Below are 25,267 nucleotides of genomic sequence, written 5' to 3'. Positions count from 1 at the left end.
AGAAAAACAGACTGATCATGCATGGAGGGAATGTTATGTTTTGTTACCAGTGCGAGCAGACACCAACGGGCGGCTGCAAGGTGATCGGGGTGTGCGGCAAAGACGAGACGATTGCCAGCCTGCAGGATACGATGATCTTTGCGTTGAAGGGAATCGCAGCATATGCCACGCATGCCAGACAGCTGGGTTATGAAGACCCCGAGGTAAACCGTGTTACGCATGAAGCGTTATATATGACGTTAACGAACTCGAATTTCAACGTGCAGGAACATCTGGACATGGCAATGAGGGTAGGGAATGCGGCCATACGTATTATGGATGTGCTGGATCGCGCCCATACGGACCGTTTCGGCATCCCGCAGCCGATTACCGTCAGCCAGAACCGGATCGAAGGACAGTGCATCGTCGTGACAGGGCACAATCTATATGCGCTGGAAGAATTGCTGCGCCAGACGGAAGGAACAGGCATCAACATTTATACCCATTCGGAGATGCTGCCGGCGCACGGTTATCCCGCGCTCAAGAAATATGCCCATTTGAAAGGCAACATCGGCAAAGCATGGTATGACCAGCGCAGGCTGTTCGAGCAGTTCCCGGGCGCCATTCTGGCCACCACGAACTGCGTTATGCCGATCAAGGGCAGTTACGCGGACCGCTTTTTCTCCTACGAGGTTGCCGGACTGGAGGGCGTGACCAAAATCGTGAATGACGACTTCGCGCCGCTGATCGAGCGTGCTTTGTCCTTGCCCGCGGCAGATGTACAGTCGGAGCAGGTATTGACGACAGGATATCACCACGAAACGGTCATCGGTCTGGCTCCCGAAATCATTCAAGCGGTTAAAGACGGGCATATTCGCCGCTTCTTCGTCATTGCAGGCTGCGATGCGCCGGGCAAAGGCGGAAACTATTATCGGGAACTGGCAACGAGCCTGCCGAACGATACGGTGATTTTGACGACCTCTTGCGGTAAATTCCGCTTCAACGACGTGGATTACGGGACGGTTGGCGACACAGGCATTCCGCGTTATATCGATCTGGGCCAATGCAACAATTCCGGTTCGACGGTCAAAATCGCGCTTGCCCTCGCCGATGCCTTCGGCTGCACCGTGAACGAGCTGCCGGTCAGCATCGTATTGTCCTGGTTCGAGCAAAAAGCCGTGGCCATTTTGCTGGGACTGTTCAGCCTGGGCATTCAGGATATCCGGATCGGACCGAAGCCGCCGGAATTCATCTCGCAAGGCGTGCTCGACGTGCTCGTCGACATGTTTGGACTTAAACTGATAACGACAGCAGAGGAAGACATGAACGCCATGTTGGCATTGTCGTAGTCGGTTTTCACCCGTTGAACAGGGCTGTATGTTTGCCATCTTGGGCAAATGTACAGCTCTTTTTTTCTGAATATATGCGAATACTCATAAAAGGGAAATTAGTTTATATTGCCTATTGAAGTTTTTTTGTGGAAATGTGTATATAGAATAGTAGCTTCACAAAACTCGGTTTTACCGCAGCATAAGGAGATTGTACATATGAATGACAGAGTACTGATGGACTCCGTTTTACGACTCGCAGGAGGAATGGAGAACATCAAGCAAGTCAAGCACGAGAACGGCAAAACCGTTGTAGAGTTAAAGCGTAGTAGCGACATGAATCTGTCGGCGATGGATGTCGCCGAGATGGAGGCAGAGATTCACGCAAGCAAAAGCGGCGCACAGATCGTACTTCGGGACGAGGCATCAGATGGATATCAAGCTTTGTCGGCATTCCTGGGTATTGAAGGGGAGGATCATGCAAACGCCATTGGGTCGCAAGAAGCGGGGCGAACGGGAAAAAGAAGGAAACCTTTTTCGATCATGCATTTTGTTTCCGACGTATTCAGGCCTTTAATGCCTGCTCTTTTGGGAGTGCTCTTGATCAAGTTCGTGCTTTTGACGTTTGTGTTACTGGATACGCTTGATGTGACGGATATTGTGGATATGAATAGCACGGTATACATCGTATTTAGCAGCATAGCGGACGCTTTGATTTATTTTTTGCCTGTGTTGGTCGCGTTCAGTACGGCTCGGAGGATGAACAGCAATCCATACGCAGCGGCTGGCATTGGTGTTTTTACTTTGTATCCAACCGTGGCAGGAGTGATGAGCGGGGAGCAGGCATTCAGTCTGTTTGGCGTTGATCTTGTCCCGGTGTCATCATTCTATACGGCCCCTCTGTGGGTCATTCTGGCGGTAGTGGGCGCTGCATGGATCGAACGAGCGCTGGGGCGCGTATTGCCGAAGGAGCTTCAAGGCGTTTTGCCCGCCGCGCTGGCGTTACTGGTGATGATCCCGGTCATGCTGCTTGTGTTAGGTCCCATTGGCATGTATGCGCAGAACCATTTGACGGAAACCATCACTTCGATGATGGATAAGACTCCAGTGCTCACGATCGTTCTTGTCGGTGCGTTCTACGCGTTGTTGATGCTGCTGGGGATGCAATTTGCGGTTGTTCCGATTTTGATCAGTGAATTGGTCACGAATGGTTCCATGATGTTATTGCCGGCTTTCACGGTGGCTGTGATGGGACAGGCTGGAGCGGCCATGGCCGCTGCATTGCGCGAGCGCAAGTCTGATCACAGGAGGCTTGCCTACTGGGCTGCTGGCACAGCGCTGATTGGTTTTATCGAACCCGCGATGTATGCCGTAAACATGAGGCGGCGAGCCGCTTTTGTTTCGGCCCTTGCGGGAGGCGCGGTTGGCGGCTTGTACATGGGACTGCTGAAGGTAAAGACGTTTGCGCTGGGCAGTACGCTCGGGCTGCTTGAACTCCCTTTGTGGATCGAAGAAGGCAGCCTGAATTTGCTGCAAGGGCTCGTCGGCATGGCGCTTGCCTTTGTTTCGGCCGGTGCACTGGCTTTCTGGCTGCTGGGCAGGAACGTTCAACCTCGAAATAAGTAATAAAAGAAGGGCTGCTCCAGATGAGATAAGATCATTTGGTGCAGCCTTTTTCATTTTTGCGAGAGAGTTTTCCTGAAAAAAAATCGATGTGTACGAAAAAAAGGATTGCCATGAAAACGCTTGTATAGTATATTCATTCCATAAAAACGTTTTTATAAAAAGGAAGTCGCAGATGAGAAAGGTAACGATCAAAGATGTAGCAAAGGAAGCCGGCGTGTCCATCTCTACGGTCTCCAATGCGCTTAATGGCGTGGACGTGCTGAATCCCGAGACCAAATCGCATATTCTCGACGTGGCGAAACGGTTGAATTATGTACCGAACATCAACGGCAAGCTGCTGAAATCCGGCAAATCGAAAATGCTCGGCTTTTTCACGACCAGTGTGTCGGGGCCATATTTCTATACGCTCGTCGAGACGATGTCCCGCGAATGCGACCGCCATGGATACGGGCTGAACATCTTCGTAACGAAGGATAAGCAGGTCATCATGAGCAACATATTGGGCGGACGCGTGGACGGAGTCATCGTGTACGAGGAGATGCGGGTGAATGAAAACGACATTGCCGTCATGGAGCAAAACCGGGTCAAGGCCATGTTCCTGGACCGCGAAATCCAGAGCGAATCGATGGGCAGCATCATCTTCGATTCCTATGTCGATGCGTATGAGGCCACGAAATATTTGATCAGCCTCGGGCACAAAAAAATCGCCTACATTTCCGGCGTTGAAACGATGTTCGACAGCGAGCAGCGGAAGGCCGGTTACTTGGATGCTTTGCGCGATTACAATCTGCCGCAGGATGAGGATTACATTTTGCAGGGATACTTCGAGGAAGAAAGCTCGTACGGCGCAGTCAAATCATTCGTTAACGTGCATGCCGGCAAGCTGCCTGACGCGTTCCTAGCAGGCAATGACTTGAGCGCCATCGGAGCGATGCGTGCGCTGAAGTCGCTTGGCTACGACATTCCGGGAGACGTCAGCGTCGTTGGATTCGACGATATCGACATTGCACAGTATTTCACGCCTCCGCTCACAACGGTACGCAACCAAATTGCAAGACAAGGGATGCTCGTCGTGAACGATCTGATTCGCATGATCGAGAAAGACGAGAAAGGCCGTCATGAAAAGCTGCCGGGCGAGCTGGTCGTGCGCAATTCCACGCAGATCAAGATGGCACGGGAGTAACCCTCGCGATAAGAGGGCCTCCTTTGGCAAAATGGTAAACGCTTTCATGTCAGGGATAAGGAAAGGATATAAACCGCAAAAAAGATGCACACGTTAACGGAGAGGCAGAACAATCTGGAGAAGCGAAGCGTTCTAAAAGCTTTCTGAAAGAAAGCTGCTTCGGAAGCATAGGCTTATCACCGGATTTTCCCTTTGAAAAAGGGGATTTGAAAAAAATCTGGGGATAAATTTTTTTGCTCAAAAATAAAAACGTTTTTATTATTTGGGCGAATTTTATAAAAACGAATAAAAAGGGGCGAGACACATGAGCAAACCAGCGGCGGCTACGTCGGCTGAGGCAGCGGGCGCAATGGTGCGGCCGCCGGGCAAAAAGCCTGTCGTGCAGCGTGCCAAGGCATTTTGCACGGATTTCATCAGGCAGTGGGAGCTTCAATCCATGATTTTGCCTGGCGTCATTTTCATGATCGTATTCAATTTTATCCCGATCTACGGTCTGACCATTGCTTTCAAAAATTATACGGTCATCGATACGATCGACAGCGCCCCTTGGGTGGGGCTGGATAACTTCAGGATCATCCTGACCGATCCGTATTTCTGGGATTCGGTCGTCAATACGCTGGGCATCAGCTTTCTGAAGCTGGCCATCGGCTTCGTGGTGCCGATCATTCTGGCGATCATGATTTACGAGGTCAGCGGGAGCCGTTTCAAAAAAATCGTGCAGACGATATCGTATCTTCCGCATTTTCTGTCCTGGATCGTGCTTGGCGGCATGCTGATCACCTGGGTGTCGACGACCGGCCTCTTCAACCAGATCCTGTTGTCCTTAGGCCTCATCAGCCAGCCGCAAAACATTTTGCTTGACCCGAGCAAATATTGGTGGATCGCGGTTCTCTCCGACATTTGGAAGGAGGCGGGCTGGGGCACGATTCTGTACCTCGCGGTGATGGCCAAAATCGACCCGACGTATTACGAAGCGGCCAAAATCGACGGAGCGAACCGGATGCGTCAAATCTGGAACATCACGATTCCGAACATGAAGATGATCATCAGCCTGAATCTGATCCTGACCGTCAGCGGCTTGTTGGGGTCTAACCTCGATCAGACGCTCGTGCTGATGAACTCCCAGAACAGGGAAAAGGCGGAGGTCATCAATTCTTACGTGTACCGCATGGGGATGACGCAGGGAGACTTTTCCTACGCGACTGCAGTCGGTCTTGGCGTATCGATCGTTTCGGTCATTCTGCTCGTCACCGCCAACAAAATAACAAGCAAGCTTAACGACAATCAATCCGTTCTGTAAAGCGGAGAGCGACAAAAGGAGGGAAATCCGTGAGTTCAAAAGCAATCAAGGGCGATACCGACAGCCGAATTTTTAACGCGGTGAATGTCGTGCTGCTCGTCATCACGATGATCGCGATTGTGGTTCCGCTATGGAACGTCATCGTTTCATCATTCGCTTCCAGCAGAGCGCTGGCAGAGGGAGGGTACATCTTCTGGCCCTCCGAGCTGTCCCTGGAAAACTATCGGGCCGTGTTCCGGGATTCCTCCATATGGCAGGCCTTCTTCATCTCGATCTCCAAAACGGTCATCGGCGTTGTGACCCATGTTTTCTTCTGTGCGATGGTGGCGTACGGCCTCAGCAAACAATACGTGCGGGGGCGCAAAGTGTACGTTTCCATGGGCGTCATTACGATGTTTTTCTCAGGCGGCATGATTCCGACCTATTTGCTGATTAAGGACCTGGGCATGCTGGACAGCTTCTGGGTGTACATCATTCCTGCCCTGCTAAGTTACTACGACGTGATCATTCTGATGAATTTTTTCAGAGGGGTGCCCGATTCGCTGGAGGAGTCGGCAAAGATTGACGGTGCGGGGGATTGGCGCATTTTCCTCAGCCTGTTCATTCCGTTATCGATGCCGGCCATGGCGACGATTGCACTATTTAACGGGGTTGGCCAATGGAACGACTTTATGACGACGAAGCTGTATGTCACGAGCGAAGCATTGTATCCGCTGCAGATGAAGCTGTACGAAATCATCGTTCAGTCGCAAACGCAATCGATGCAAAATGTGGCGGGGTCTGTTGTGATCGAAACGGCGACCAAGGGTGTGCAGCTGGCTACCATCGTGATCACGACATTGCCGATCGTCATTATTTATCCGCTGCTGCAAAAGTACTTTATCTCCGGCATGATGCTTGGTGCTGTCAAAGAGTAAGCGCTTTATATCCAAAAGGAGGGAATGTAACATGACCACGAAAATGCAACGCAAAAGATCGAAAAGGATTACCCTGACCGCTGTTCTAATGGCTTTTATGCTCGTTGCCAGCGCCTGCGGAGGGGGGAGCGGCTCCAAGGGAGATAACTGGGTATCCATTGAAGGGCGCTACACGCCGGATGCAAGCACACCTGCCTGGAAGCTGGATACCAAGGAGGAACCGACGCAGCTTACCTGGTATGTCAACGCGGACTGGTGGAACACGGATTACGGCAAAGATGTCGTGACGAAAAAAATCAAGGAAGACCTGAACCTGGACATCAAGTTCATTACCGGAGACGACACGAAGTTGAACACGTTTTTTGCAGGCGGAGAGATGCCGGATCTTATCACGACGTTTGGCATCAACTCCCCGGTTGTGCAAAAAGCTTCCTCATGGGCGCTTCCGTTGAACGATCTGGCGGAAAAGTACGATCCTTATTTTAACACCGTCGCCGCCCAGGATACGCTCAAATGGTTCCAGCTGTCCGACGGCAAAACGTATGGATATCCGAATTACTCCAATACGCAGGCGGATTACAACGATGGCACGATCCCGGCCAAAACGGCGTTCATCATTCGCAAGGACGTCTATGAGGCGCTTGGTCGTCCCGACTTCGGCACGCCGGAGGAATTCCGTTCTGCCATGCAGCAGATCAAGGAACGGTTTCCAGAGCTGATCCCGTTCGGGTTCAACTCGATCGGCGAAGGCACCGGGTCCCTCGGCGACGTGCTGCAGGATTTTATCGGCGTTCCGCTGGAGGACGGCAATGGCGGTTTCTACAACCGCAACCTGGACGACGATTATTTGGCATGGCTCCGGACGCTGAACCAGGTTCACCGGGACGGGAACATCAGCGACGACAGCTTTGCGGATGACGGCACTGCATTCGAAGAGAAGGTCAAGTCCGGCAAATACGCGACGATTCTGCTGGACGGCACGCCGCAGCAGGGGGGCAACCTGCAAATTTTCATGTCGGCTAATCCGGACAAGGCATATATGGCCGTGGACGGGCCGCAAAGCACGGCGGGCAACAAGCCCAAGCTGAACCAATCCGGGATCTCCGGCTGGATGGTGAGTTTTATCACCAAACAAAATGCCGATCCGGCCAAATCGATGCAGTTGTTCACGTACCTGCTGAGCGAGGAAGGACAGATGCTCATGAACTACGGCATCGAAGGCGAGACCTATGTGAAGAATGCGGATGGTTCGGTTCAGTTCACGCCGGAAATCAAGGAGCTGCAGCAGACCAATGCGGACAAATTCAAAAAGGAGTACCGCATGGGCGAATTCATGTTCTTCGGGCACGACAAACACAAAGCCTATAGCGAAGACGCCTTCCCGGAATCGATCAAGCAAATGCAGCAATGGGGCGAGGGCAAATTGGTACCCCACTTTATTCTGGAAAACATCGACCCGGATCAGGGCACGCCGGAAGCCCTCGGACTGACCGCGATCAACACCAAATGGAACAGCACGATGGTCAGCATGATCCGGGCCAAGGATGATGCGCAGTTCGAGGCCATTCTGAACGATTACAAGCAGTTTTTGGACAGCAACGGTTGGAGCAAAATCGTGGACATTCGCAGTGAAAAAATGAAAGCCAACAAGGAAAAGCTCGGTCTGTAACCGGGGACAGGAGGCGTGAACATGAACACGAACATGGATAGGGGCAAAAGCGAAGTTTTGATCTACGAATCGAACGGGGAAGGGCAATTGTTTGCGAAAAAAACGAAAGCGGAGCTGGCCCCGGCTCCTTCTTCCGTCGATGCACGCGTCATCGTCGTTGACGACCGCGAGCGGTATCAGGAAATGGACGGATTCGGCGCGTCATTCACGGATTCGGCCGCTTATCTGATCCATCAGGTGTTGAGCGCGGAACAGCGCGCGGAGCTGATGCCCAAGCTGTTTGACGATAAACGGGGGATCGGCCTGTCCGTCATTCGCAATCCGATGGGCGCTTCCGATTATGCCCGCGAGTTCTATAGTTATAATGATCTGCCCGAGGGCGAGACCGACCCCGAACTGGAGTGGTTTACGATCGCCCATGATGAGCAGGACGTCGTTCCGCTGATGAAAGAGGCGTTGCAGCTGAATCCGCAGCTTAAAATGATGGGCTCGCCCTGGAGCCCGCCAGGCTGGATGAAAACCAGCGGCTCCATGATCGGCGGCACGCTGAAAGAAGAGTGGTACGCGACGTACGCCGATTATTTCGTCCGCTATGTACAGGCTTACGCGGAGCACGGCATCCCCGTATACGCCGTAACGCCTCAGAACGAGGCGCTGTTTTCGCCGCCGCATTATCCGGGCATGATTTTCCCGGCCGCCGATCAGGCCAGATTTGTCCGCGAGCATCTGAAACCGAAGTTCGCAGCGAACGGCATCAGCACCAAAATTTTCTGTTATGACCACAACTGGGATAAGCCGGAATATCCGCTGGAAGTGTTGGAACAGGCGAGCGACGCGGTAGACGGAGTGGCATGGCATTGGTACGGCGGAAGCTCCTCGGCGCAGAGCGATGTGTGGGCTGCTTTTCCGGAGAAAGAAGTGCACTTTACGGAAGGATCTGGCGGAGAATGGATACCGCCGTTCGAGCAGGCGTTCAGCAACGTGATGCGGACGGGCATCGGCATTCTGCGCAATCACAGCCGTTCGTTCGTGCTGTGGAATATGGCGCTGGACGAAGAGAACGGACCGACGGTGCCAGGATTCGGCAACAGTACATGCCGGGGCATCGTGAAGATCAACCAGCAAACGCGGGAGCTCACCTATACGCTTGATTATTACGCGCTGGCTCATTTCAGCAAACATATTCGTCCCGGAGCCGTACGCATAGGTTCAAACAGTGACGATGCCGTGCCAACGGTAGCGTTCCGGAACGTGGACGGATCGATTGCCGTGGTGCTGTTCAATGACCGGTCTCATTCGGAGAGCGTGGAAGTAAGGGTGCCGGGATACGAAACGATGAGTTTCGGCATGGAGGCCAAGAGCGCGTTAACGCTTGCCTTTGGCGTGAGGGACTGAGGGGCTGCCAGGGTCGGATGGGGAAATGGAACTCAAAACAGCAAAGGTGATGTGAGGCCAGCTCGTGCCAAAACAGTCGCTGTACAAAGAAAACAGGCGGGGAATGTTCCTCGCCTGTTTTCCGTTCATCATGGATAAGGCAGACCGTAATGGCGTTTTGGCGAATATGGAACGTTGTTCGGTTACGATTTATATTCATCAAGTGCTTCGATGTATCGCATAAGGGCCTGGATGCCTGCATACTGCCGCACGAGCCGCTCGTTCAGCTTTGTCATGGCAAGACTGAGCGAGCTTTCGACCTGAACAGGGTCACGTTCTTCCAACAGTTCGAGGAGCTGCTTCATATGGCCGATATAATACACCGTTTTGCGCAAACTGCTGATCAGCAAAATTCTTCTCGTTTGGTTTGCCGGGTAGGTCCGATAACCGTTCATGGGGTCACGTTCCGAATGAATCAACCCTTCCTTCTCCCAATGGCGAATGGCAGAGGCATTGACCCCGGCCAGCCCTGCAGCCTTGCCAATCGTCAGTCCGTCCGGCACGTCTGCCGCCATCGGATTTCCCCGGTTTGAATCGCGCAGCATGGACCAGATCTTTTCAACCCGTTCTTTCTCCGACTGTGCGTGGGTCAGCTGCCCGTTTACGAGCCATAACGCCTTCAGCTTCTCACCTTGCCTGATTTCCCGCATAGCTGCGTACACCACGGGAATATCATAAGCACTCAGCAGGCTCCGGATCGCGACAAATGCGTGTAAATGAACGCCCATGTATGTTCTGCGATTGCCGGGAGTACGCGGTACATCGGGAATCAGTCCTTGTTCCTCGTAACGGCGCAGCGTGGTCGTGCTGACGTTTAACGCGGAAGCCATCTCGCTGGGAGTGAATATCCTGTCCATGTCCATCTGCTCCTTAACCTTGAACTTAAACCTTAAAGTGCTACGATAACATATTCCCGCTGCAGGTACCATTCTTTAAGGAAAACTTGCACCCGAACCGAAAGATTGCATCCATGTTATAGACTGAAGACAAGTGAAGAAAAAGGAGTGAGTTTGTTGAAAAAGAAGGTAACGCTGCCCAATGGTTCAATGATCGAGGTTGGCTTGGTGGGTAACCCGAAAGAGGGCGTCGTCATGCTGCCGGGGACCAAACCTGCCGTATATGGCGAAGAGGCGGAAATGCTGCGATTGTGGGGGGTGGACCCCGAACTGGGCGAGAAACTGGTACAAGGGTTGTCGGACGACTTTTGCGTGCTGTATTTTGATTATGAAGGACATTACATGGCACAGCCTGAACCTGACCGTTTTACGCCTGAGCATATCACCAATGATATGCTGCGAATCGCGGACCAGATGCAAGTGGACCGATTCTGGTACTACGGTTACTCCTGGCTTGCGCTTGCCGGACTCCAACTTTCCATTCGCACGGATCGGCTGAACGGACTGATCATGGGAGGTTTCCCGCCCTACGGCGGACCCTATAAAGAAATGTTGACCGTAACGACGAAAACCTATGAACAGGCGCTATCGAATCAGAACAAGGAAGGAGCAGGGCAGGAAACGGGAGCGCAGGACAAAAAGCTCGTAGAACCCGAAGACATCGATTGGAACGAGGTGGAGGTGAGCATCCATCCCGATCAATGCAAACAGTTCATGACCATGTACCAGCATCTTGCCGATTTCGATGACCGAATCATCCATCCCGTCTCGGGCATGCCCAAATTGGCCTTTGCAGGGGAACTTGATTTGATAGAATATGGTGAATCGTTTGGAAACGTCAGGGTAGATATCGCGGATCGCTTGAAGCGGCACAGGCATGAACTCGAAGCATATGGGTGGGACGTTGAGATCGTCAAAGGAGAGCGAATGGACCATACCGGGGCGATGCAGCCTGCCGTGGTTTTGCCTTTGCTTAAACGTTGGCTTGCCAAACGAACCTGATATTACGTTATTTGTGGAAAGATGCTGTATATGGAAGGGAGCTTAGATATGTCACTCTGGAAAGAGCTTTTCGAAGAACGGACTCACAGCTTGTTATATTACGCCGAACGATCGGACGTTTTTACGTCGGGGTGGATTGGCGGCAGCGCACCAGCTTATTTCGACAATGAGCGGGAGCAAGACAATCTTGCAGACGGGGATTATCGCTTTTACATGGCCCTGGTTATGCCGGCTGAAGTTACTGCAGGGCTGGAACGGGGTGGGCAGGCTGGAGACATGCTGTCGGTCTTTGTGCCCTGCGACGAGGACACGCATTTCGAAAATAACATCTATCCGGCTTGCGCCGTCAGGGTCATTCGCCACCCGCATTCACCGCCAAGCCTGTCAGCACGATATGCCCATCCCGATTTGGAAAGGCATGCACTGAGCGCACCAATACGCAAGGCTGATGAAGAAGCGAGGGAGCAAGCTTTTCTCGTGAAAATCGGGGGCAATCCCCGATTAATTCAGGATGAAAGACACTATACTTCCGCTCTTCTGGAGGAGGGATATGATTTCTTCATTCAGATCGATGAAGACGGTTATGCGGATGGTCTCGCCGAAGAGTATGTTTTTGGTTATGGGGCGTTGTTTCTTTATTCCGGGTTCCACAAGGGTGGAGGGAAAGAGCTGGTGGCAGGCTTTTGGCAGTTCAGCTAATGGCGCATAAAAACGGATCGTGTACTCTCTGAGATTTGAACGGAAAGCGCTGAAACGACGGGGCAGGAACAATCGGTTAAAAGTGTGAAAATATGGTGAAATGGGCGGTCGAATCGCTCACTTGGACAGCTTCTCCTTTATAATAAAATAAAACGGACAAGGAGATGAACGCCAGAATGAAAAAAGCGACGTGGGCCGCAGGGGTGTTAGTTGTCGTTGCATTGGGAACGTATCTGATTGCCGGAAACTTGCAGAAAGAAGAAACGGCGCTGCCATCCGGGGATCATATCAATATCAAACAGCTGGTCGAGGATATCGGGGCAGGCAAGGTGTCCGCCCAATCGGCCTCCATTGATGCAAAAACGCTGACGGTCGTAGGGAACGACGGTCAAACGGCGGATTATGATTTGCCGGAAGATGCCTTCTTTTTATCCATTGCCCCGTATGTACAGCAAACCCATCCCTGCGAGATCCACAGTCTGACCGGTTGCCAAGGGGAAATGAAAAACGAGGATTTTCTCGTCACCATTCTCGATTCCGAAGGAAATACGCTCATGAAAGATTCTTCGCTCAAGACGGCATCCAATGGTTTCGTTGACATTTGGCTGCCCAGAGACAGAAGTTATCTTGTCAAGATGGTTCATGACGGAAAGGTCGCCGAAGCACAGATCTCTACATACGACCAAGACAATACATGCATTACAACGATGCAGTTAAGCTGATTCCATAAGTTGTACAAAGGTAAAAAGAAGGGCTTTGCGTGAACAATCACGTCAAAGAAGAATATCCCGCAGAAAAGGGCTCGCTTCCGGCGGGCCTTTAAGTTGTCATTCCTAGAATTGTTGAGTGATATCATCAATGTTGTTGACAAACCCCCAATCATGTCGCATAATTTTATGAGTGATAATGAGAATTATTATCATGTCTATACATATAAACAGGGGGAGACTTACGAACATGAGAAAAGGTTGGAACGGAATTGCGCTATTGGTTGTTTTTGCTCTTGCGCTGGCGGGATGTGGATCTTCGAATAATAGTGCTGGCGGGAGCGCATCCGAAGCGGGCCAACAAAATACGGGCGGTGCGCAGACTGAAAATGCTGCAGGTCCGATCACAGTAACAGACGATCGCGGCGAGGTAAAACTCGACAAGCCGGCAGAACGCGTTGTTGTTCTGGAATGGACATTTACGGAAGATGTCATTGCTCTGGGCGTACAGCCTGTCGGTAACGCGGATAATGAAAATTATAAAGTATACGTCACTTCCGAAGCTGCGCTGGATAGCAACGTAACCGATGTCGGCGCACGCAACGAGCCGAACCTGGAGACGATTGCTTCTCTGAAGCCGGATCTCATCATTTCCGATAAAAGATCCCATGAGGCGATTCACGATCAACTGAAAGCTATTGCACCTACGCTGGAATTCGATACGTACAAAGGCGGTTACGATCACGACCACATGGTCTCCATTTTTAATACCATCGCAACTGCGCTGGGCAAAGAAGACAAAGCGAAGGAAGTGTTGGCTGACCTTGACCAGCACTATGCGGATGCCAAGGAAAAACTGGCTGCTGCCGGCAAATCCGATTTCCACTACGTGCTGACCCAAGCGTTCACGTACCAAAATGCAGCATCGCTGCGCATGTTCACGGACAATTCCGTCGTTTCCAGCACGCTGGCGAAGATTGGCCTGATCAATGACTGGCAGCCGGAAAAGCTTGAAGATTACGGTTTTACGACGGTAGGCATCGAAGCATTGTCGGACGTACAGGATAGCAACTTCATTTATATTACGCAGCCGGACGATGATGTTTTTGGCGAAGGCGTGAAAAATAATTCCGTATGGAATGGTTTGAACTTTGTGAAAGAAAACCGCACTTACCCGATTGCGAGCACAACTTGGACGTTTGGCGGTCCGCTGTCTTCCAAAGTGCTCGTTGACGAAGTCGTTGGGGCGATCACGAAATGAGTTCCGTTCAGACAGCGCGCCAATCTTTCAACTGGCGAATGATAAGCATTTATGGGGGCGGCTTGACCGCTCTCATCGTGCTTTTTTTTGTAAGTTTGTGTTTCGGGGAAGCTTCGATCCCGCTGCATACCGTTTTTGATGCGCTGACCGGCAGACAGGATACGCTGGAACATAACATGGTCTGGGATCTGCGCATGCCGCGCACGGTCATCGGCATTTTGGCCGGCGGAGCGCTTGCCGTGGCAGGTGCGATGCTGCAAACGATCACGCGTAATCCGCTGGCTGCATCGGACACGCTTGGCATCAATGCCGGCGCTTATTTCGCCGTTGTGTTCGGAACGGTGATGTTCCCGGGCGTACTGCAAAAGTCTCCGTTTTTGTTCGCAGCGCTCGGTGGGCTCCTGGCTGCTGTTGCGGCCTACGTTATGGGCGGAGGGCGGTCTTCAAGCCCGGTCAGGCTCGCGCTCTCGGGCATGATCATATCCATGGTGCTCGGTTCGTTTACGAGTGCTTTACATATCTTTTTTTCGATGGAAACGCAAGGTCTGTTTCTATGGGGTTCCGGTACGCTCGTGCAAAACGATTGGAGCGGCGTAACCTATGCCTGGCCTTGGGTCATCGGCATTACGCTGGTTGCTTTTTTCTTGTCCAGGCAGTGGGACGTGCTTGATTTGGACGAATCGACGGCGGCGTCGCTCGGACAGCGGGTAGGGATGATTCGTGCCGTAGGTTTGCTCGTATCGGTACTTCTTGCGGCAGTCATCGTAAGCGTCATCGGCCCGATCGGATTCGTCGGGCTGGTCGCGCCGCATCTCGTTCGACTGAGCGGCGCCCGCTCCCATCGCTGGCTTTTGCCAGGCGCTTTTGTATGGGGAGCAGCGCTGTTAATTGCGGCGGACGTTCTTTCCAAAATGATTCACAAGTCGAGCCTGGAACTGCCTACAGGGGCAATGATGGCGATCATCGGCGCGCCTTGGTTGATCTGGCTGGTGCTGACCCGCATGAAAGCGGCGAACGGACCGGCCGCCAACACGTCGATGAGCACCGGTTCGCGCGGGCGACGCTGGCCTTTCCGGCGGCTGGCCGTGCTGTTCACGGTAGTTACCGTTGGAGTGACGCTGCTGAGCACGATGTTTGGCGGAATGCGCATTCCGCTGGCAGATCTGCTGCCAAGCCTGTTCAGCTCGGACGGTCCGTTTTCGGCCATGGTGCAGCTTCGCATTCCGCGTACGCTTGTAGCCGCCGGGGCGGGAGCGGCTCTGGCCATTGCCGGCGTGCTTATTCAGATGGCGGTTCGCAATCCGCTCGCCGACGCCTCGGTCGTAGGCGTCACGTCCGGGGCGGGACTTGGGGCGATGATGGTCATGATATTGTGGACCGGCGTTCCGATCTACATGGTGCCTTTGGCAGCTATCGTCGGCGCAGTCATTGCGGCGGGAATCATTTTCTCGTTATCCTGGAACAAAGGGCTGAATCCGTCGGCCGTGCTGCTGGTCGGCATCGCAATCTCGGCCATTACGGGAGCCGGCATTCAGATTCTGATCATCGTAGGCTCATTATACGGAGGAAGCAGCTACATTTGGCTGACCGGAAGCACGTATGCCCGCACATGGGATCAGGTGAAAATCATCGCTGTCTTCCTGGTGATTCTGATTCCCGTGGCCTGGTGGCTGGCCCGCCGGTTCGAACTGCTTGTGTTTGATGATCAGAGCGCTTCGGGACTGGGCCTGCATGTGCGCCGGACGCGCCTGCTTGCGATGGCGACGGGCGTACTGCTTGCAGCCGGCGCGGTTGCTTGCGTAGGGACCGTCGGATTCATCGGGCTGATTGCGCCGCATATGGTCCGGTTGCTGACCGGTCATCATCTGCGCCGTTCGATGTTTCTGTCCGCGCTGGTCGGCGCCTTGCTGCTGGTGCTGACAGACACCATCGGACGAACGGTCATGGCACCGACGGAAATTCCTTCGGGATTGCTGATCGCGATCATCGGCGCGCCGTACTTCCTGTATCTCATGTACCGTTCCAACTGGCGCAGACCCGTAAAATAATATCGCGCGTTTCTGCCGGCTGCTTGAACGTTCTTCCCTTTTACGAAATAAACATACTGAAAGAGCCTGCATGGTTGGTCATGCAGGCTCTTTTTCATCGTGCGCTAACGAACTTCAGACACCTTATATTGAGGCTTTTTTGCTGTCTAAAATTTCTAACGAAACTCAGTCACCTTATTCAGCAGTTTTATAGCCTATGAGTAGCAATGTTGGCCGAATAGCGTGTGTCAGGTTCGTCAAAATTCTAAATGAGTGAAAATACCCCAAATAAGGTGGGGCAGGTTCATTACAGATAATTACAGATATCGTCGAGCTGCGTGGCATGCGCGGTGTTACTGATCCCCATATAGCAGGGTTACTCCCAAGCCAATAATGTAATGCATCCGATGTGCTTTGTTCAACTTGTTATACGTGAGTAGTTACGGGCTAGTTGAAGCTAGGGGAAACGCTCTACACGCAGCTCTCGGCGAACGCGCACCGTGTCTCCCTGCGGATCAGCGATCAGCCCCTTGCACGGAATCGATGCGGAACTGGCTGAGCTCCTCTTGCAGTTTGATGGACAACGTGTTTAACCGCTGCGACAGCTCCGCCACCTGCTCGATGCTTTCCAGCTGCTCCTGCGTGCTCGCGCTGACTTCTTCGGTGGAAGCAGAATTTTCTTCGGTGGTGGATGAGATGATCTCCAGCGCCTGCACGATTTCATCTTTGTGCCGGTGCACTTTGGCCGTATTGCTGCTGATCTGGATCATGCGCTGTCTCAGTTCTTCGAGTTCGTTGTTGATGCTGAAAAAGACTTGCTTCGTCTCCTCGACGGATCGCGCGTTTCCTTCGGCGATGCTCAGGCCGCGCGCGGTATGCTCCACCGATACGTTCGTTTTCTCCGCAATTTCGCCCACTTTCCGGCCAATCTCCTCTGTGGCCAGAGTGGTCTGCTCGGCAAGTTTGCGGACTTCTCCGGCAACGACGGCAAATCCGCGCCCGTGTTCTCCCGCACGCGCCGCTTCGATGGAAGCGTTGAGAGCCAGCAGGTTCGTCTGGGTTGCAATTTGATGGACGGTGTCCACGATGCCTGATATGGCATCCCGACTCAAGTCAATCTCATGGATGATGGACGACATGGCCTGCGTGGATTGGTGGTTTTCCTCTGCCCATCTGGACAGCTGGTCCAGTACGCCGATTCCTCGTCCGCTTTGTTCAGCAGTCGCTTGGACCATCGTTTCAATGGCTCGGGCATCGCTGGCGATTTCGTCGATTTGTACGGACAACGAGCCGGTTTTTTGCAGAATGTTCTCCGATTCAACGGACTGATAGTTGGTTGCATTGGCGATTTCGTTAATGGCCGTAGCGGTATCATTCATCGTGACGGCCGTTCTGGAGGATATGGCCTGCAAATCCTTGGACGATTGGCTGAGCACCGAACCGGTGCTGCCGACCGTTTGCATCATGGCTTGAAGTTTTTGCGTCATGTTGTGCATGCCCTGCGAGATCTGTCCGATCTCATTGCTGGAACTTATATCGAATTGAACGGTGAGATCTCCGTCTTCCACTTGTTTGATTTTGGCCAGCAGCTTCGGTATCGACCGGAGCAGGGCGCGGAGCGTAACATAACAAATCAGGACAAGCAGGATCGCGGCGACCACGAAACCGCCGATCAGAATCCGGTTGAAGCTGGCCAGCTCCGAAAGCACTTCCTTCTCGGTAATGGTCAGTCCGACGGACCATCCGGTATCTTTGCTGGTGGCGTATCCAATATAGCGGCGTTCTCCTTGATCATCCATGAGCTGTATGCCGGATTTGCCTGCAAGCATTTCTTTGCCGACGTTCCCGAGGTCGCCTGGAATTTCATTGATTTTTTCGTTCAGCACTTTGCTCTCGTCCGGGTGATATAGAATATCTCCCGTTTTGGATGCAAGGATGGAATATCCCGTGCTGCCAAGCGAGTAGCTCTTCATGATGGCCGGAATGTCTTTGAATGCGATATCCGCTGCCACAAAGCCGATCAGTTCGCCCCCATCGTTTTTGACCGGGTAGAAAATGCCTATCAGAATATTGCCGGATGCCAGGTCCTTATAGGGTTCGGAAAAATAAAGCCCGTCTGCGGCCATCACCGGTTCATAATACGGACGGGTCTTGATATCGAAGTCGGCGGCGGAGGCTACGCCGTCATTTTGCAGCCAGAAGCCGTTTCCGTCGATGCCCGCGACCCATGCATCGGCAAAGGAAGGCTCTTCCTTGACGATCGCGGCCAGCGTGGCTTGAACCTCTGCGGCATAAGGCGATGTTGTGGCCGTCGCTGCCGATTCGGTCGTTTCAATATATTGTTCGAACAAATGATTTGTGGACATCTGTTTGACAAGCGAGCCTTTTTCTTTGAATAACGCATCGAATTGGCTGACGATCGCCTGCGTTTTCGTCTGAAGCTGGGCCTCCTGCTGGTTGACCAGAATGCTTCGCGTGCCGGTAAACATGAATGTCCCCAAAATCGAAAAGACGACAACGATAATGGCCAACAACACCATGGACAGTGTATTGGCGATGCTCGTTGCTTTGTTACCCCTTTTTTTGACTGGCTGTACCATGCGGCCATCTCCCCAAAATCGGATATTGAGCTATGCTCTTAGCATATATTTCGGAATTTCGAATCCGTTTCGATAGAGGCAAGGGATGGAAAATGTTTGTTTTTATTCATTACCTGGAGGGTGTACGATCAACGGTAGGGAAGGACTCACGTTCATCCCTAATTGCACAAAAAGAACCGTTCCTGCTAATAAGGAACGGTTCCTTTGCTGACTCTATTCGTTTGATGTCAGAATGCCGCTGCTTTCCACGGATTGCAGCGCCTGTTCGAGCTGTTCACGATCCTGAACAAGCGCGAGGCGGACATATCCTTCGCCGGAAGGACCGAATGCACTGCCGGGTGTCACGATTACGCCGGCCCGGCTTACCAGGTCCATGGCAAATTGTTCGGAAGTGGCGTAATGGTCGGGAATCCGGCTCCAAATAAACATAGTGGCATCTGGTTTGGCAATAGGCCAGCCCAGTTTGCCGAAGCCTTCGCAGAGAATGTCCCGGCGTTCCTCATAGATCGCCCTTACCCGGTCCACGTCGGACTGATCCCCGGTAATGGCTGCGATGGCCGCCTTCTGGATCGGCAGGAACATGCCATAGTCCATGTTGGATTTCAGCTTTTTCAGGATAGATACGACGGACGAATTGCCGACGCAGAATCCGATCCGGGCACCGGCGAGTCCATATGTTTTGGAGAGGGAATTGAACTCGACCCCGACCTCCATGGCTCCGGGATAGGAAAGAAAGCTGCCGCAGCTGTTCCCGTCAAATACCAGCTCGCTATAAGCGTTGTCGTGCAGAACGATAATGTCATGCTGCTTGGCAAACGCGATCAGATCCAGGTAAAACTGCTCGGGCGCCATGGCCGTGGTTGGATTGTTCGGATAGGATACGAGCATGAACTTAGCTCGTTTCGCGATTTCTTCCGGAATATCCTGCAGCTGGATGACATAACCGTGTTCCTCTTTTTGCGGCATGTAATAAAGCTCTGCACCTGCCAGAAGAGGCCCATCGGCGAACACCGGATAACAAGGGTCCGGGACCAGCACCAGGTCGCCCTCGTCCACGATGGCCAAGGAAATATGGGCAAGGCCTTCCTGTGAGCCAAGAAGTGAGCAGATTTGCGTAGCCGGGTTCAATTCTACCTGATAGCGCCGTGCATACCATTCGCTGACCGCTTGCAGCAGCTCGCTCTGATCGTTGATGGCGTAAATATAATTTTGGGTATCCCCGGCAGCTTCGAGCAATGCATCGATAATATGCTGCGCGGGAGGGGTATTCGGAGTTCCGACACTTAGATCGATCACGGTCTGCCCGTTCTCGATCCGTTGGCGCTTGATTTCGAGCAGTCGGGAAAAGATGCCTTCCTGAAAATGGTTCATGCGATTGGCGAATTTCATGATGATGCAGCCTCCAAACCTGTTGTCCAATAGTATTCTTCTATCATAAAGGGACTTGGGTCAAATGAGAAGGGAGGTCAGAGCATATTCGTTTCGAAATCGCAATGGGAGCGGATAAACGCCATCCTGAAATCAGATGGTTGATAATATTGAGACTTTTTACGTGCATTCAAGGCGACTCCGGCGCGTAAAACAGGATGGATTTGGGTAAAAAAATGGAGAGTGTTGACAATGGGTTTTAAACGGGTTATAATTCGTTTATAAATTAAGTATTTTAAATTTAAGATTCTTTATTTCGTTGTATATGAATAAAAACAAACATCACATTTTAGGAGGAATTTATCATGACAACAGCAAACAACCCAAACAATGAAAACAAGGTAGTTCTTGAACCGGCAGCGCAAAAATTCGTGGAAGATACCGCCAATCCTCCGTATTTGTTTGACCTGGGTCCAGCCAAAGGACGCGAAACCGTCGACGAAGTGCAGTCCGGTGATATCGCGAAACCTGCGGTTGATATTGAAGATTTAACGATCCAGGGCGGACCAACGGGCGAAGTATCGATCCGAATCGTACGTCCGCAAAACGCTAACGGGGCTTTGCCGGTCATTCTATACACTCACGGGGCCGGATGGGTGTTCGGCAATGCCCATACGCATGACCGTTTGATTCGCGAACTGGCTGTAGGTTCGAATTCGGCCGTCGTGTTCACGAACTACGACCTGTCTCCAGAGGTCCGTTATCCTGTTGCGATCGAGCAAATTTACGCCGTGTTGGAGTGGATCTCGAGTGAAGGCGCCAGCCATAACCTGAAATCCGACGCTATTGCGGCAGCGGGGGACAGCGTCGGCGGCAACATGACGGCGGCTATTACACTGATGGCCAAAGACCGCAAAGGCCCGAAAATCAGCAAACAGCTTCTGTTCTATCCAGTAACCGATGCGTCGTTCGACACACCGTCTTATCACCAATTCGCGGAAGGTTACTTCCTGCGCCGGGATGGGATGCAATGGTTCTGGGACCAATATACGACCGATCCGGCACAAAGAGCGGAAATCTACGCTTCCCCGCTGCGCGCAAACCTGAATCAATTGCAAGGCTTGCCTGAGGCGCTGGTGATTACCGGTGAAGCTGACGTGCTTCGCGATGAAGGCGAGGCATATGCCAACAAATTGCGTGAAGCGGGTGTACCGGTAACGGCGGTTCGCTTCCAAGGCATCATTCATGACTTTGTCATGCTGAATGCGCTGGCCGATACCCATGCCGCCAAAGGCGCAATGCTCCTGGCCAATGCCTGGATCCGCCAATAACGTTCGTCCCGGCTTTCCAAATAGAGGGCTGCACTTCATGTGCGGCCCTCTTTGGCGTGGGGAATGGGATGGAGCTTCGTGCGTCAAACGCGCTGAAAGCCGTTCAAAACAACCGCGTGTTCCATATTGATACACGCATTTAGGCAGAATCACGGCAAGAGACTATAGCTCTATCGCTTGAAATAGAAAGGGGTTGCCACTCAAATAATGACGCAAGATGGCTTGCGCATACGACTGTTCTTCTTTCAGACTGTCGGTCTCCCTTGGATCGGGTGCATGGTGGGCGAAATTTTCGAGCATGGCCATCACGGAAAACGACTCCAGTTCCTGCAGCCCATCCGCGGCTGGTTTCCGAATGCTTTGGTACCCCTCAAGCACAAGTTTTCGTTGAGCCGGATACAGGCCCAAGATCGTATGAGCCACGTCGTACAGGAAATATCCGAATCCGCATCTGCCGAAATCGATGGGACGCGGATGCTTGCCGTCAAACACGATGTTTCCTTGATGCAGATCGCCGTGGATTAATCCGTAATTTGTAGTGTCTTTGACAAGTCCGGCCAAGTGGGTGCGTACTTTTTCGGCAGCGGATTGATACAGCCCAAACCCGTCATGGGAGAGAAAGGCTTTGTGATGCTCTGCCAGGCGTATCATCGATGCATTGAAGCTTGGCAAACCCCATTCAGGCCGAGTGAAATCGGCTGGGGGTTCGAATTGCCGGGATGCATGGTGAAGCTTTGCAAGCAGGACTCCTTCATTAAAAACCTGTTCCTCGGAAAGTTCCCGGCCCTCGTTTATGCCATCGACCCAGCGCATTAATGTCGCATAAACGGGCAGATCGTCGCCATGGTCCCCTTTAAGTTCCAACACGCTGTCGCCATGCCGATTCGGAACGCCTTGGGGAACGGGAATGTTCGTCAACCTATTCAGCGCATCCAGCCAAACGAGTTCAGAACGCAGTTCCTCCTTGTTCATTCCCGGATGAATGCGCAGCAATAAGGTCTGGCTTTTACTTGTTTGCACAACAAACGTACACGTATCGGACAATTGATTGAACCGGATATGATCCCAATCCAAATCGTAACTTTGCAGTGCTCTGAGCGCTGCATGTTTGGAATGGGCGAGTATTTTTCTTACATTTTCCTTTGAGCTGATTTGAAACGTACGTGGCATGTATTATCCCCTCCGCTAAATCTGACCCTCTTTATTCGATACGATCATGCTATCCCAAGTCTGCGGTTCACGAAATGGAAACATTGATTATAAACGTGTTTTCCCGAGAAGAACCAGTAGAGAAGAATGTGAAATAATTTGGCTTATCTAGCGGTTGAGGTCAGAGTATTTCAATAGGAGCATGTCTATACCAAAAGTTTATAGGAAACATATATTAGTAAAATCAGATTGGTTCGCTTTCGGGGAGGTGGATTCATGCTTCAAGCCGTTACCTATGTCCAATCACTTACGGGTACCAGTTTACCTCATCTTATGCAATGTGATGATGGTAACTACTACGTTGTTAAACTTAATAAGAATCCCCAAGGAAGTCGCGCTTTAGCGAATGAGATGATTTGCTGCTGGTTGGCAGGACGATTGGGGATCCCTGTTCCTTGCAGTCAGGTAATCTATATCAATGATTCATTAAGGAAACAATATTTAGAACTTGGGTACGATCTCGGACATGGCCCTCATTTCGGCAGTCAATTTATTTTTAATAGTACAAGTTACCCCTCACAATCAGAGCTTGCTAGTTGTTGCAATATTGGTCAAGCGGCAGATATTATCGCTTTTGATTATTGGTTGGATAACAATGACCGTTATTTGAGGCGGGATAATGGACAAAATATTTTGGTTTCACGAACGCCAACTCCAAAGTTGTGGATGATTGATAATGCCAATATATTCGCTGGTCCCAACTGGACGATTCAGTCGATGTTTAATTCGGTTTCAGTACATCGCATGTTTTGGGGGGCACTGTATGCGATGTTTGTTCCTTTCTTGGATGGTCCCGATCCTTTTGGCAAAGCAATAGCTAATATTATAGCTCTACCCACAGGCGAACTGATCGAAGTTATGGCTGTAATGCCAGCTGAATGGGGGGTTAGTCACGAGGAAATAGCTGCGGTGTCACATGCATTAGAAGTGCGAAAGAATTATCTTCCCTATTGGATAAGCCATTTGCAAGACCATTTCCCTATGTGGAGAAGTCAACATAGAGGGTGGTGATAGAATGATAACCGTCTTCAATATCCAAGTGTATCCTGGCATTCATAGTCCTAATCTTCCTTATATCGTACAGTGGCGTAACCCGGATGGATATCCTTTTCTTGGGGCAGGAGCACAAGGGGCCGACCAATTCCCTAAAATGATGGCCGAATAAACGTTGGCATTTGGTTGCAGGAATCGTCAAAGGCAAGGAAAGGAGGAAACTCCGCCATCCTCGCCTTTTTTTGCATTGACATATATTTTGGTATTGTGCATCGCAGAAGGTCATGCTGGCACCAGGCATCTGGTTTCCAAACGCATGAATTTGATTTACAATTGATGGAAACAAGCCGTATGCAAAGGGGTTGAGCTCAGACATGCAATGGCTTGATTGGGTTAAGCGAATTCAAGCGATCGCCCAAACCGGGCTGACATACTCCAAGGACGTGTACGACCTTGAACGATTTGAAGAGTTAAGAGAACTTAGCATGGAAATGCTTGCGAATTATACGAATGTCAGCCGGGAGAAAATCAAGCTTCACTTCGGAAGCGAAACGGGATATGCCACGCCTAAGGTGGACATACGCGGAGTCGTCTTTAAAGAGGGAAAAATATTGCTGGTGCGGGAAAAAGCCGACAATGCCTGGGCATTGCCGGGCGGGTGGGCTGACATTGGACATTCTCCTTCGGAAATCGCCGTAAAAGAAATCGAAGAAGAATCAGGTTACATTACGGTACCCAAGCGGATACTTGCCGTGATGGATAAAAAATTCCACGATCATCCCCCGGAACAATATCACGTGTATAAAATCTTTATCGAATGCCAGATTGTGGCCGGACAGCCCAATGGCGGGGTTGAAACGAGCGAAGTTGCCTTTTTTGATAGAGACCGGTTGCCAGAGCTCTCGTTGGAGCGAAATACGGTGAAGCAGATTCAAACGATGTTTCAGTTTCTGGATGATCCGAGCAAAACCGTTATTTTGGATTAAACGTTAAGATGGCATCAATACGTCGACGATTGAGGAGTGGGAAGTTTATTTGGACCTGCTGCGTTGCTAGGGTGGAAGGGAATAAATTGGGGAAAGGACGAACCATCATGACTGTTTTTTTGAAGCAATTTGAGGAGCGCTTTCGGGCAAGCTTTGTGGAAGATTTGAAAAGAACGTTGGAACAAACGCGAAATGAACGCGTGTATGCCTGTGCTTTTGGCACGGATAGCGACTTCGTCACCTTATTTTTGGCCGTAAATACGGAGGAATCGCTGGCTCGGCATATTGCCGACATGAAGAAGAAAGGGCTGTGTAACTCGAAAGAGGATGAAATTTATTTCAGGTGGGGTTGTTCGGAGTACCAATATGGTGACGACACGCATTTCAATGATATCAGCAAGCTGTTGTATGCCGTAGAAAATGCATATGACTACAAGGACCAATTGATCGAGATCATTGCAAGGGTGGTTCAGGAAACGGAACCGTCAGTTTTTGCCGAATACGGGCAATCCAAGGAAGACATCGTCTTTTTTGTGTCCATGACGGATGACGATCAGGCAGAGGAGCTGGAGAACGAATCGGTTGCGCTGATGACCCGCCCGGAGCTGATTGAGGGATTTTTGAAGCGGTATGAGCAATAAGGGAACGTGATTTCGTCAATTGAATCTTTTATTAACAACGGAAATTCGGCAGCAGATTCAAGGCCCTCAGGTTGTGTTGTGGAAAGACATTGACGGAAAAGAGGATGAATT

Annotated in this window: 20 protein-coding genes; 16 read left to right on the top strand and 4 right to left on the bottom strand. The window is 51.5% G+C overall.

Annotation, left to right across the window (positions count from 1 at the left end; genetic code table 11):
• Positions 1-35 precede the first annotated feature (35 nt).
• The 7 genes from hcp (at position 36) to SNR34_RS23430 (ending at position 9,397) form a co-directional block, all read left to right on the top strand.
• Positions 36-1,328: a hydroxylamine reductase gene (gene hcp / locus SNR34_RS23460; protein ID WP_486180292.1), complete on the top strand. Its 1,293-nt coding sequence runs from the start codon at positions 36-38 to the stop codon at positions 1,326-1,328.
• A gap of 198 nt (positions 1,329-1,526) precedes the next feature.
• The gene (locus SNR34_RS23455) at positions 1,527-2,933 is read left to right on the top strand and encodes a PTS transporter subunit EIIC (RefSeq protein WP_486180291.1); all 1,407 of its coding nucleotides are present in this window, start codon (positions 1,527-1,529) and stop codon (positions 2,931-2,933) included.
• 172 nt (positions 2,934-3,105) lie between these two features.
• Positions 3,106-4,116, top strand: coding sequence for a LacI family DNA-binding transcriptional regulator (locus tag SNR34_RS23450; RefSeq protein WP_236415778.1), 1,011 nt, complete (start codon positions 3,106-3,108; stop codon positions 4,114-4,116).
• Between the two features lie 304 nt (positions 4,117-4,420).
• Positions 4,421-5,416 carry an ABC transporter permease gene (locus tag SNR34_RS23445; RefSeq protein WP_236415780.1) on the top strand — a complete coding sequence of 332 codons (996 nt, stop codon included), beginning with the start codon at positions 4,421-4,423 and terminating at the stop codon, positions 5,414-5,416.
• A gap of 29 nt (positions 5,417-5,445) precedes the next feature.
• Positions 5,446-6,333 (top strand): carbohydrate ABC transporter permease, encoded by an 888-nt coding sequence (locus tag SNR34_RS23440; RefSeq protein WP_486180290.1) that lies wholly within the window; start codon positions 5,446-5,448, stop codon positions 6,331-6,333.
• Positions 6,334-6,364: 31 nt separating this feature from the next.
• Positions 6,365-8,002, top strand: coding sequence for a type 2 periplasmic-binding domain-containing protein (locus SNR34_RS23435; protein WP_486180289.1), 1,638 nt, complete (start codon positions 6,365-6,367; stop codon positions 8,000-8,002).
• A gap of 21 nt (positions 8,003-8,023) precedes the next feature.
• Positions 8,024-9,397, top strand: a complete 1,374-nt coding sequence (locus tag SNR34_RS23430; protein ID WP_486180288.1) for a glycoside hydrolase family 30 protein — start codon at positions 8,024-8,026, stop codon at positions 9,395-9,397.
• A gap of 182 nt (positions 9,398-9,579) precedes the next feature.
• Here the strand turns inward: SNR34_RS23430 and SNR34_RS23425 are convergent, their stop codons facing one another.
• The gene (locus SNR34_RS23425) at positions 9,580-10,293 is read right to left on the bottom strand and encodes a MerR family DNA-binding transcriptional regulator (protein WP_486180287.1); all 714 of its coding nucleotides are present in this window, start codon (positions 10,291-10,293) and stop codon (positions 9,580-9,582) included.
• A 156-nt stretch (positions 10,294-10,449) separates the two neighbouring features.
• Between SNR34_RS23425 and SNR34_RS23420 the strand changes: the two genes are divergently transcribed.
• From SNR34_RS23420 to SNR34_RS23400, 5 genes are all read left to right on the top strand, one after another.
• Positions 10,450-11,334, top strand: coding sequence for an alpha/beta fold hydrolase (locus SNR34_RS23420; RefSeq protein ID WP_486180286.1), 885 nt, complete (start codon positions 10,450-10,452; stop codon positions 11,332-11,334).
• A gap of 48 nt (positions 11,335-11,382) precedes the next feature.
• Complete coding sequence (locus SNR34_RS23415; protein ID WP_486180285.1) at positions 11,383-12,033, top strand: hypothetical protein; 651 nt, start codon at positions 11,383-11,385, stop codon at positions 12,031-12,033.
• 176 nt (positions 12,034-12,209) lie between these two features.
• A complete protein-coding gene (locus tag SNR34_RS23410) occupies positions 12,210-12,755 on the top strand; it encodes a CueP family metal-binding protein (RefSeq protein WP_236415794.1) in 546 nt (181 codons plus the stop codon).
• 235 nt (positions 12,756-12,990) lie between these two features.
• Positions 12,991-14,001 (top strand): ABC transporter substrate-binding protein, encoded by a 1,011-nt coding sequence (locus SNR34_RS23405; protein WP_486180284.1) that lies wholly within the window; start codon positions 12,991-12,993, stop codon positions 13,999-14,001.
• Positions 13,998-16,049, top strand: a complete 2,052-nt coding sequence (locus tag SNR34_RS23400; RefSeq protein WP_486180283.1) for an iron ABC transporter permease — start codon at positions 13,998-14,000, stop codon at positions 16,047-16,049. Before SNR34_RS23405 ends, SNR34_RS23400 begins: the two co-directional genes overlap by 4 nt.
• A gap of 494 nt (positions 16,050-16,543) precedes the next feature.
• On the opposite strand, the gene SNR34_RS23395 is transcribed toward SNR34_RS23400, so the two are convergent.
• Both SNR34_RS23395 and SNR34_RS23390 read right to left on the bottom strand, forming a co-directional pair.
• Complete coding sequence (locus tag SNR34_RS23395) at positions 16,544-18,628, bottom strand: methyl-accepting chemotaxis protein (protein ID WP_486180282.1); 2,085 nt, start codon at positions 18,626-18,628, stop codon at positions 16,544-16,546.
• Positions 18,629-18,841: 213 nt separating this feature from the next.
• Positions 18,842-20,017: an aminotransferase class I/II-fold pyridoxal phosphate-dependent enzyme gene (locus tag SNR34_RS23390; protein WP_486180281.1), complete on the bottom strand. Its 1,176-nt coding sequence runs from the start codon at positions 20,015-20,017 to the stop codon at positions 18,842-18,844.
• 344 nt (positions 20,018-20,361) lie between these two features.
• Between SNR34_RS23390 and SNR34_RS23385 the strand changes: the two genes are divergently transcribed.
• On the top strand, positions 20,362-21,327 hold the full coding sequence (locus SNR34_RS23385) for an alpha/beta hydrolase (RefSeq protein WP_236415804.1): 966 nt from the start codon (positions 20,362-20,364) through the stop codon (positions 21,325-21,327).
• Between the two features lie 162 nt (positions 21,328-21,489).
• On the opposite strand, the gene SNR34_RS23380 is transcribed toward SNR34_RS23385, so the two are convergent.
• Entirely contained in the window at positions 21,490-22,497 is a 1,008-nt protein-coding gene (locus tag SNR34_RS23380; protein WP_486180280.1) for a phosphotransferase enzyme family protein, read from the bottom strand.
• A 255-nt stretch (positions 22,498-22,752) separates the two neighbouring features.
• Between SNR34_RS23380 and SNR34_RS23375 the strand changes: the two genes are divergently transcribed.
• The 3 genes from SNR34_RS23375 (at position 22,753) to SNR34_RS23365 (ending at position 25,156) form a co-directional block, all read left to right on the top strand.
• Positions 22,753-23,547 carry a HipA family kinase gene (locus SNR34_RS23375; RefSeq protein WP_486180279.1) on the top strand — a complete coding sequence of 265 codons (795 nt, stop codon included), beginning with the start codon at positions 22,753-22,755 and terminating at the stop codon, positions 23,545-23,547.
• Positions 23,548-23,903: 356 nt separating this feature from the next.
• On the top strand, positions 23,904-24,515 hold the full coding sequence (locus SNR34_RS23370) for an NUDIX hydrolase (RefSeq protein ID WP_486180278.1): 612 nt from the start codon (positions 23,904-23,906) through the stop codon (positions 24,513-24,515).
• 119 nt (positions 24,516-24,634) lie between these two features.
• Complete coding sequence (locus SNR34_RS23365) at positions 24,635-25,156, top strand: DUF4303 domain-containing protein (RefSeq protein ID WP_486180277.1); 522 nt, start codon at positions 24,635-24,637, stop codon at positions 25,154-25,156.
• Positions 25,157-25,267: the final 111 nt, after the last annotated feature.

This window comes from Paenibacillus sp. XP01, assembly GCF_057364885.1.
Note: the sequence above shows the minus strand (reverse complement) of the source record. Positions and strands in the feature narration are given on the sequence as shown.

Bases quoted from the DNA above. Each gene is read 5' to 3' on its own strand.
- SNR34_RS23445 (WP_236415780.1), top strand. From the start codon at position 4,421: ATGAGCAAACCAGCGGCGGCTACGTCGGCTGAGGCAGCGGGCGCAATG.
- SNR34_RS23455 (WP_486180291.1), top strand. From the start codon at position 1,527: ATGAATGACAGAGTACTGATGGACTCCGTTTTACGACTCGCAGGAGGA.
- SNR34_RS23410 (WP_236415794.1), top strand. From the start codon at position 12,210: ATGAAAAAAGCGACGTGGGCCGCAGGGGTGTTAGTTGTCGTTGCATTG.
- SNR34_RS23390 (WP_486180281.1), bottom strand. From the start codon at position 20,017: ATGAAATTCGCCAATCGCATGAACCATTTTCAGGAAGGCATCTTTTCC.
- SNR34_RS23375 (WP_486180279.1), top strand. From the start codon at position 22,753: ATGCTTCAAGCCGTTACCTATGTCCAATCACTTACGGGTACCAGTTTA.
- SNR34_RS23400 (WP_486180283.1), top strand. From the start codon at position 13,998: ATGAGTTCCGTTCAGACAGCGCGCCAATCTTTCAACTGGCGAATGATA.
- hcp (WP_486180292.1), top strand. From the start codon at position 36: ATGTTTTGTTACCAGTGCGAGCAGACACCAACGGGCGGCTGCAAGGTG.
- SNR34_RS23450 (WP_236415778.1), top strand. From the start codon at position 3,106: ATGAGAAAGGTAACGATCAAAGATGTAGCAAAGGAAGCCGGCGTGTCC.
- SNR34_RS23370 (WP_486180278.1), top strand. From the start codon at position 23,904: ATGCAATGGCTTGATTGGGTTAAGCGAATTCAAGCGATCGCCCAAACC.
- SNR34_RS23385 (WP_236415804.1), top strand. From the start codon at position 20,362: ATGACAACAGCAAACAACCCAAACAATGAAAACAAGGTAGTTCTTGAA.
- SNR34_RS23395 (WP_486180282.1), bottom strand. From the start codon at position 18,628: ATGGTACAGCCAGTCAAAAAAAGGGGTAACAAAGCAACGAGCATCGCC.
- SNR34_RS23405 (WP_486180284.1), top strand. From the start codon at position 12,991: ATGAGAAAAGGTTGGAACGGAATTGCGCTATTGGTTGTTTTTGCTCTT.
- SNR34_RS23380 (WP_486180280.1), bottom strand. From the start codon at position 22,497: ATGCCACGTACGTTTCAAATCAGCTCAAAGGAAAATGTAAGAAAAATA.
- SNR34_RS23425 (WP_486180287.1), bottom strand. From the start codon at position 10,293: ATGGACAGGATATTCACTCCCAGCGAGATGGCTTCCGCGTTAAACGTC.
- SNR34_RS23430 (WP_486180288.1), top strand. From the start codon at position 8,024: ATGAACACGAACATGGATAGGGGCAAAAGCGAAGTTTTGATCTACGAA.
- SNR34_RS23435 (WP_486180289.1), top strand. From the start codon at position 6,365: ATGACCACGAAAATGCAACGCAAAAGATCGAAAAGGATTACCCTGACC.
- SNR34_RS23415 (WP_486180285.1), top strand. From the start codon at position 11,383: ATGTCACTCTGGAAAGAGCTTTTCGAAGAACGGACTCACAGCTTGTTA.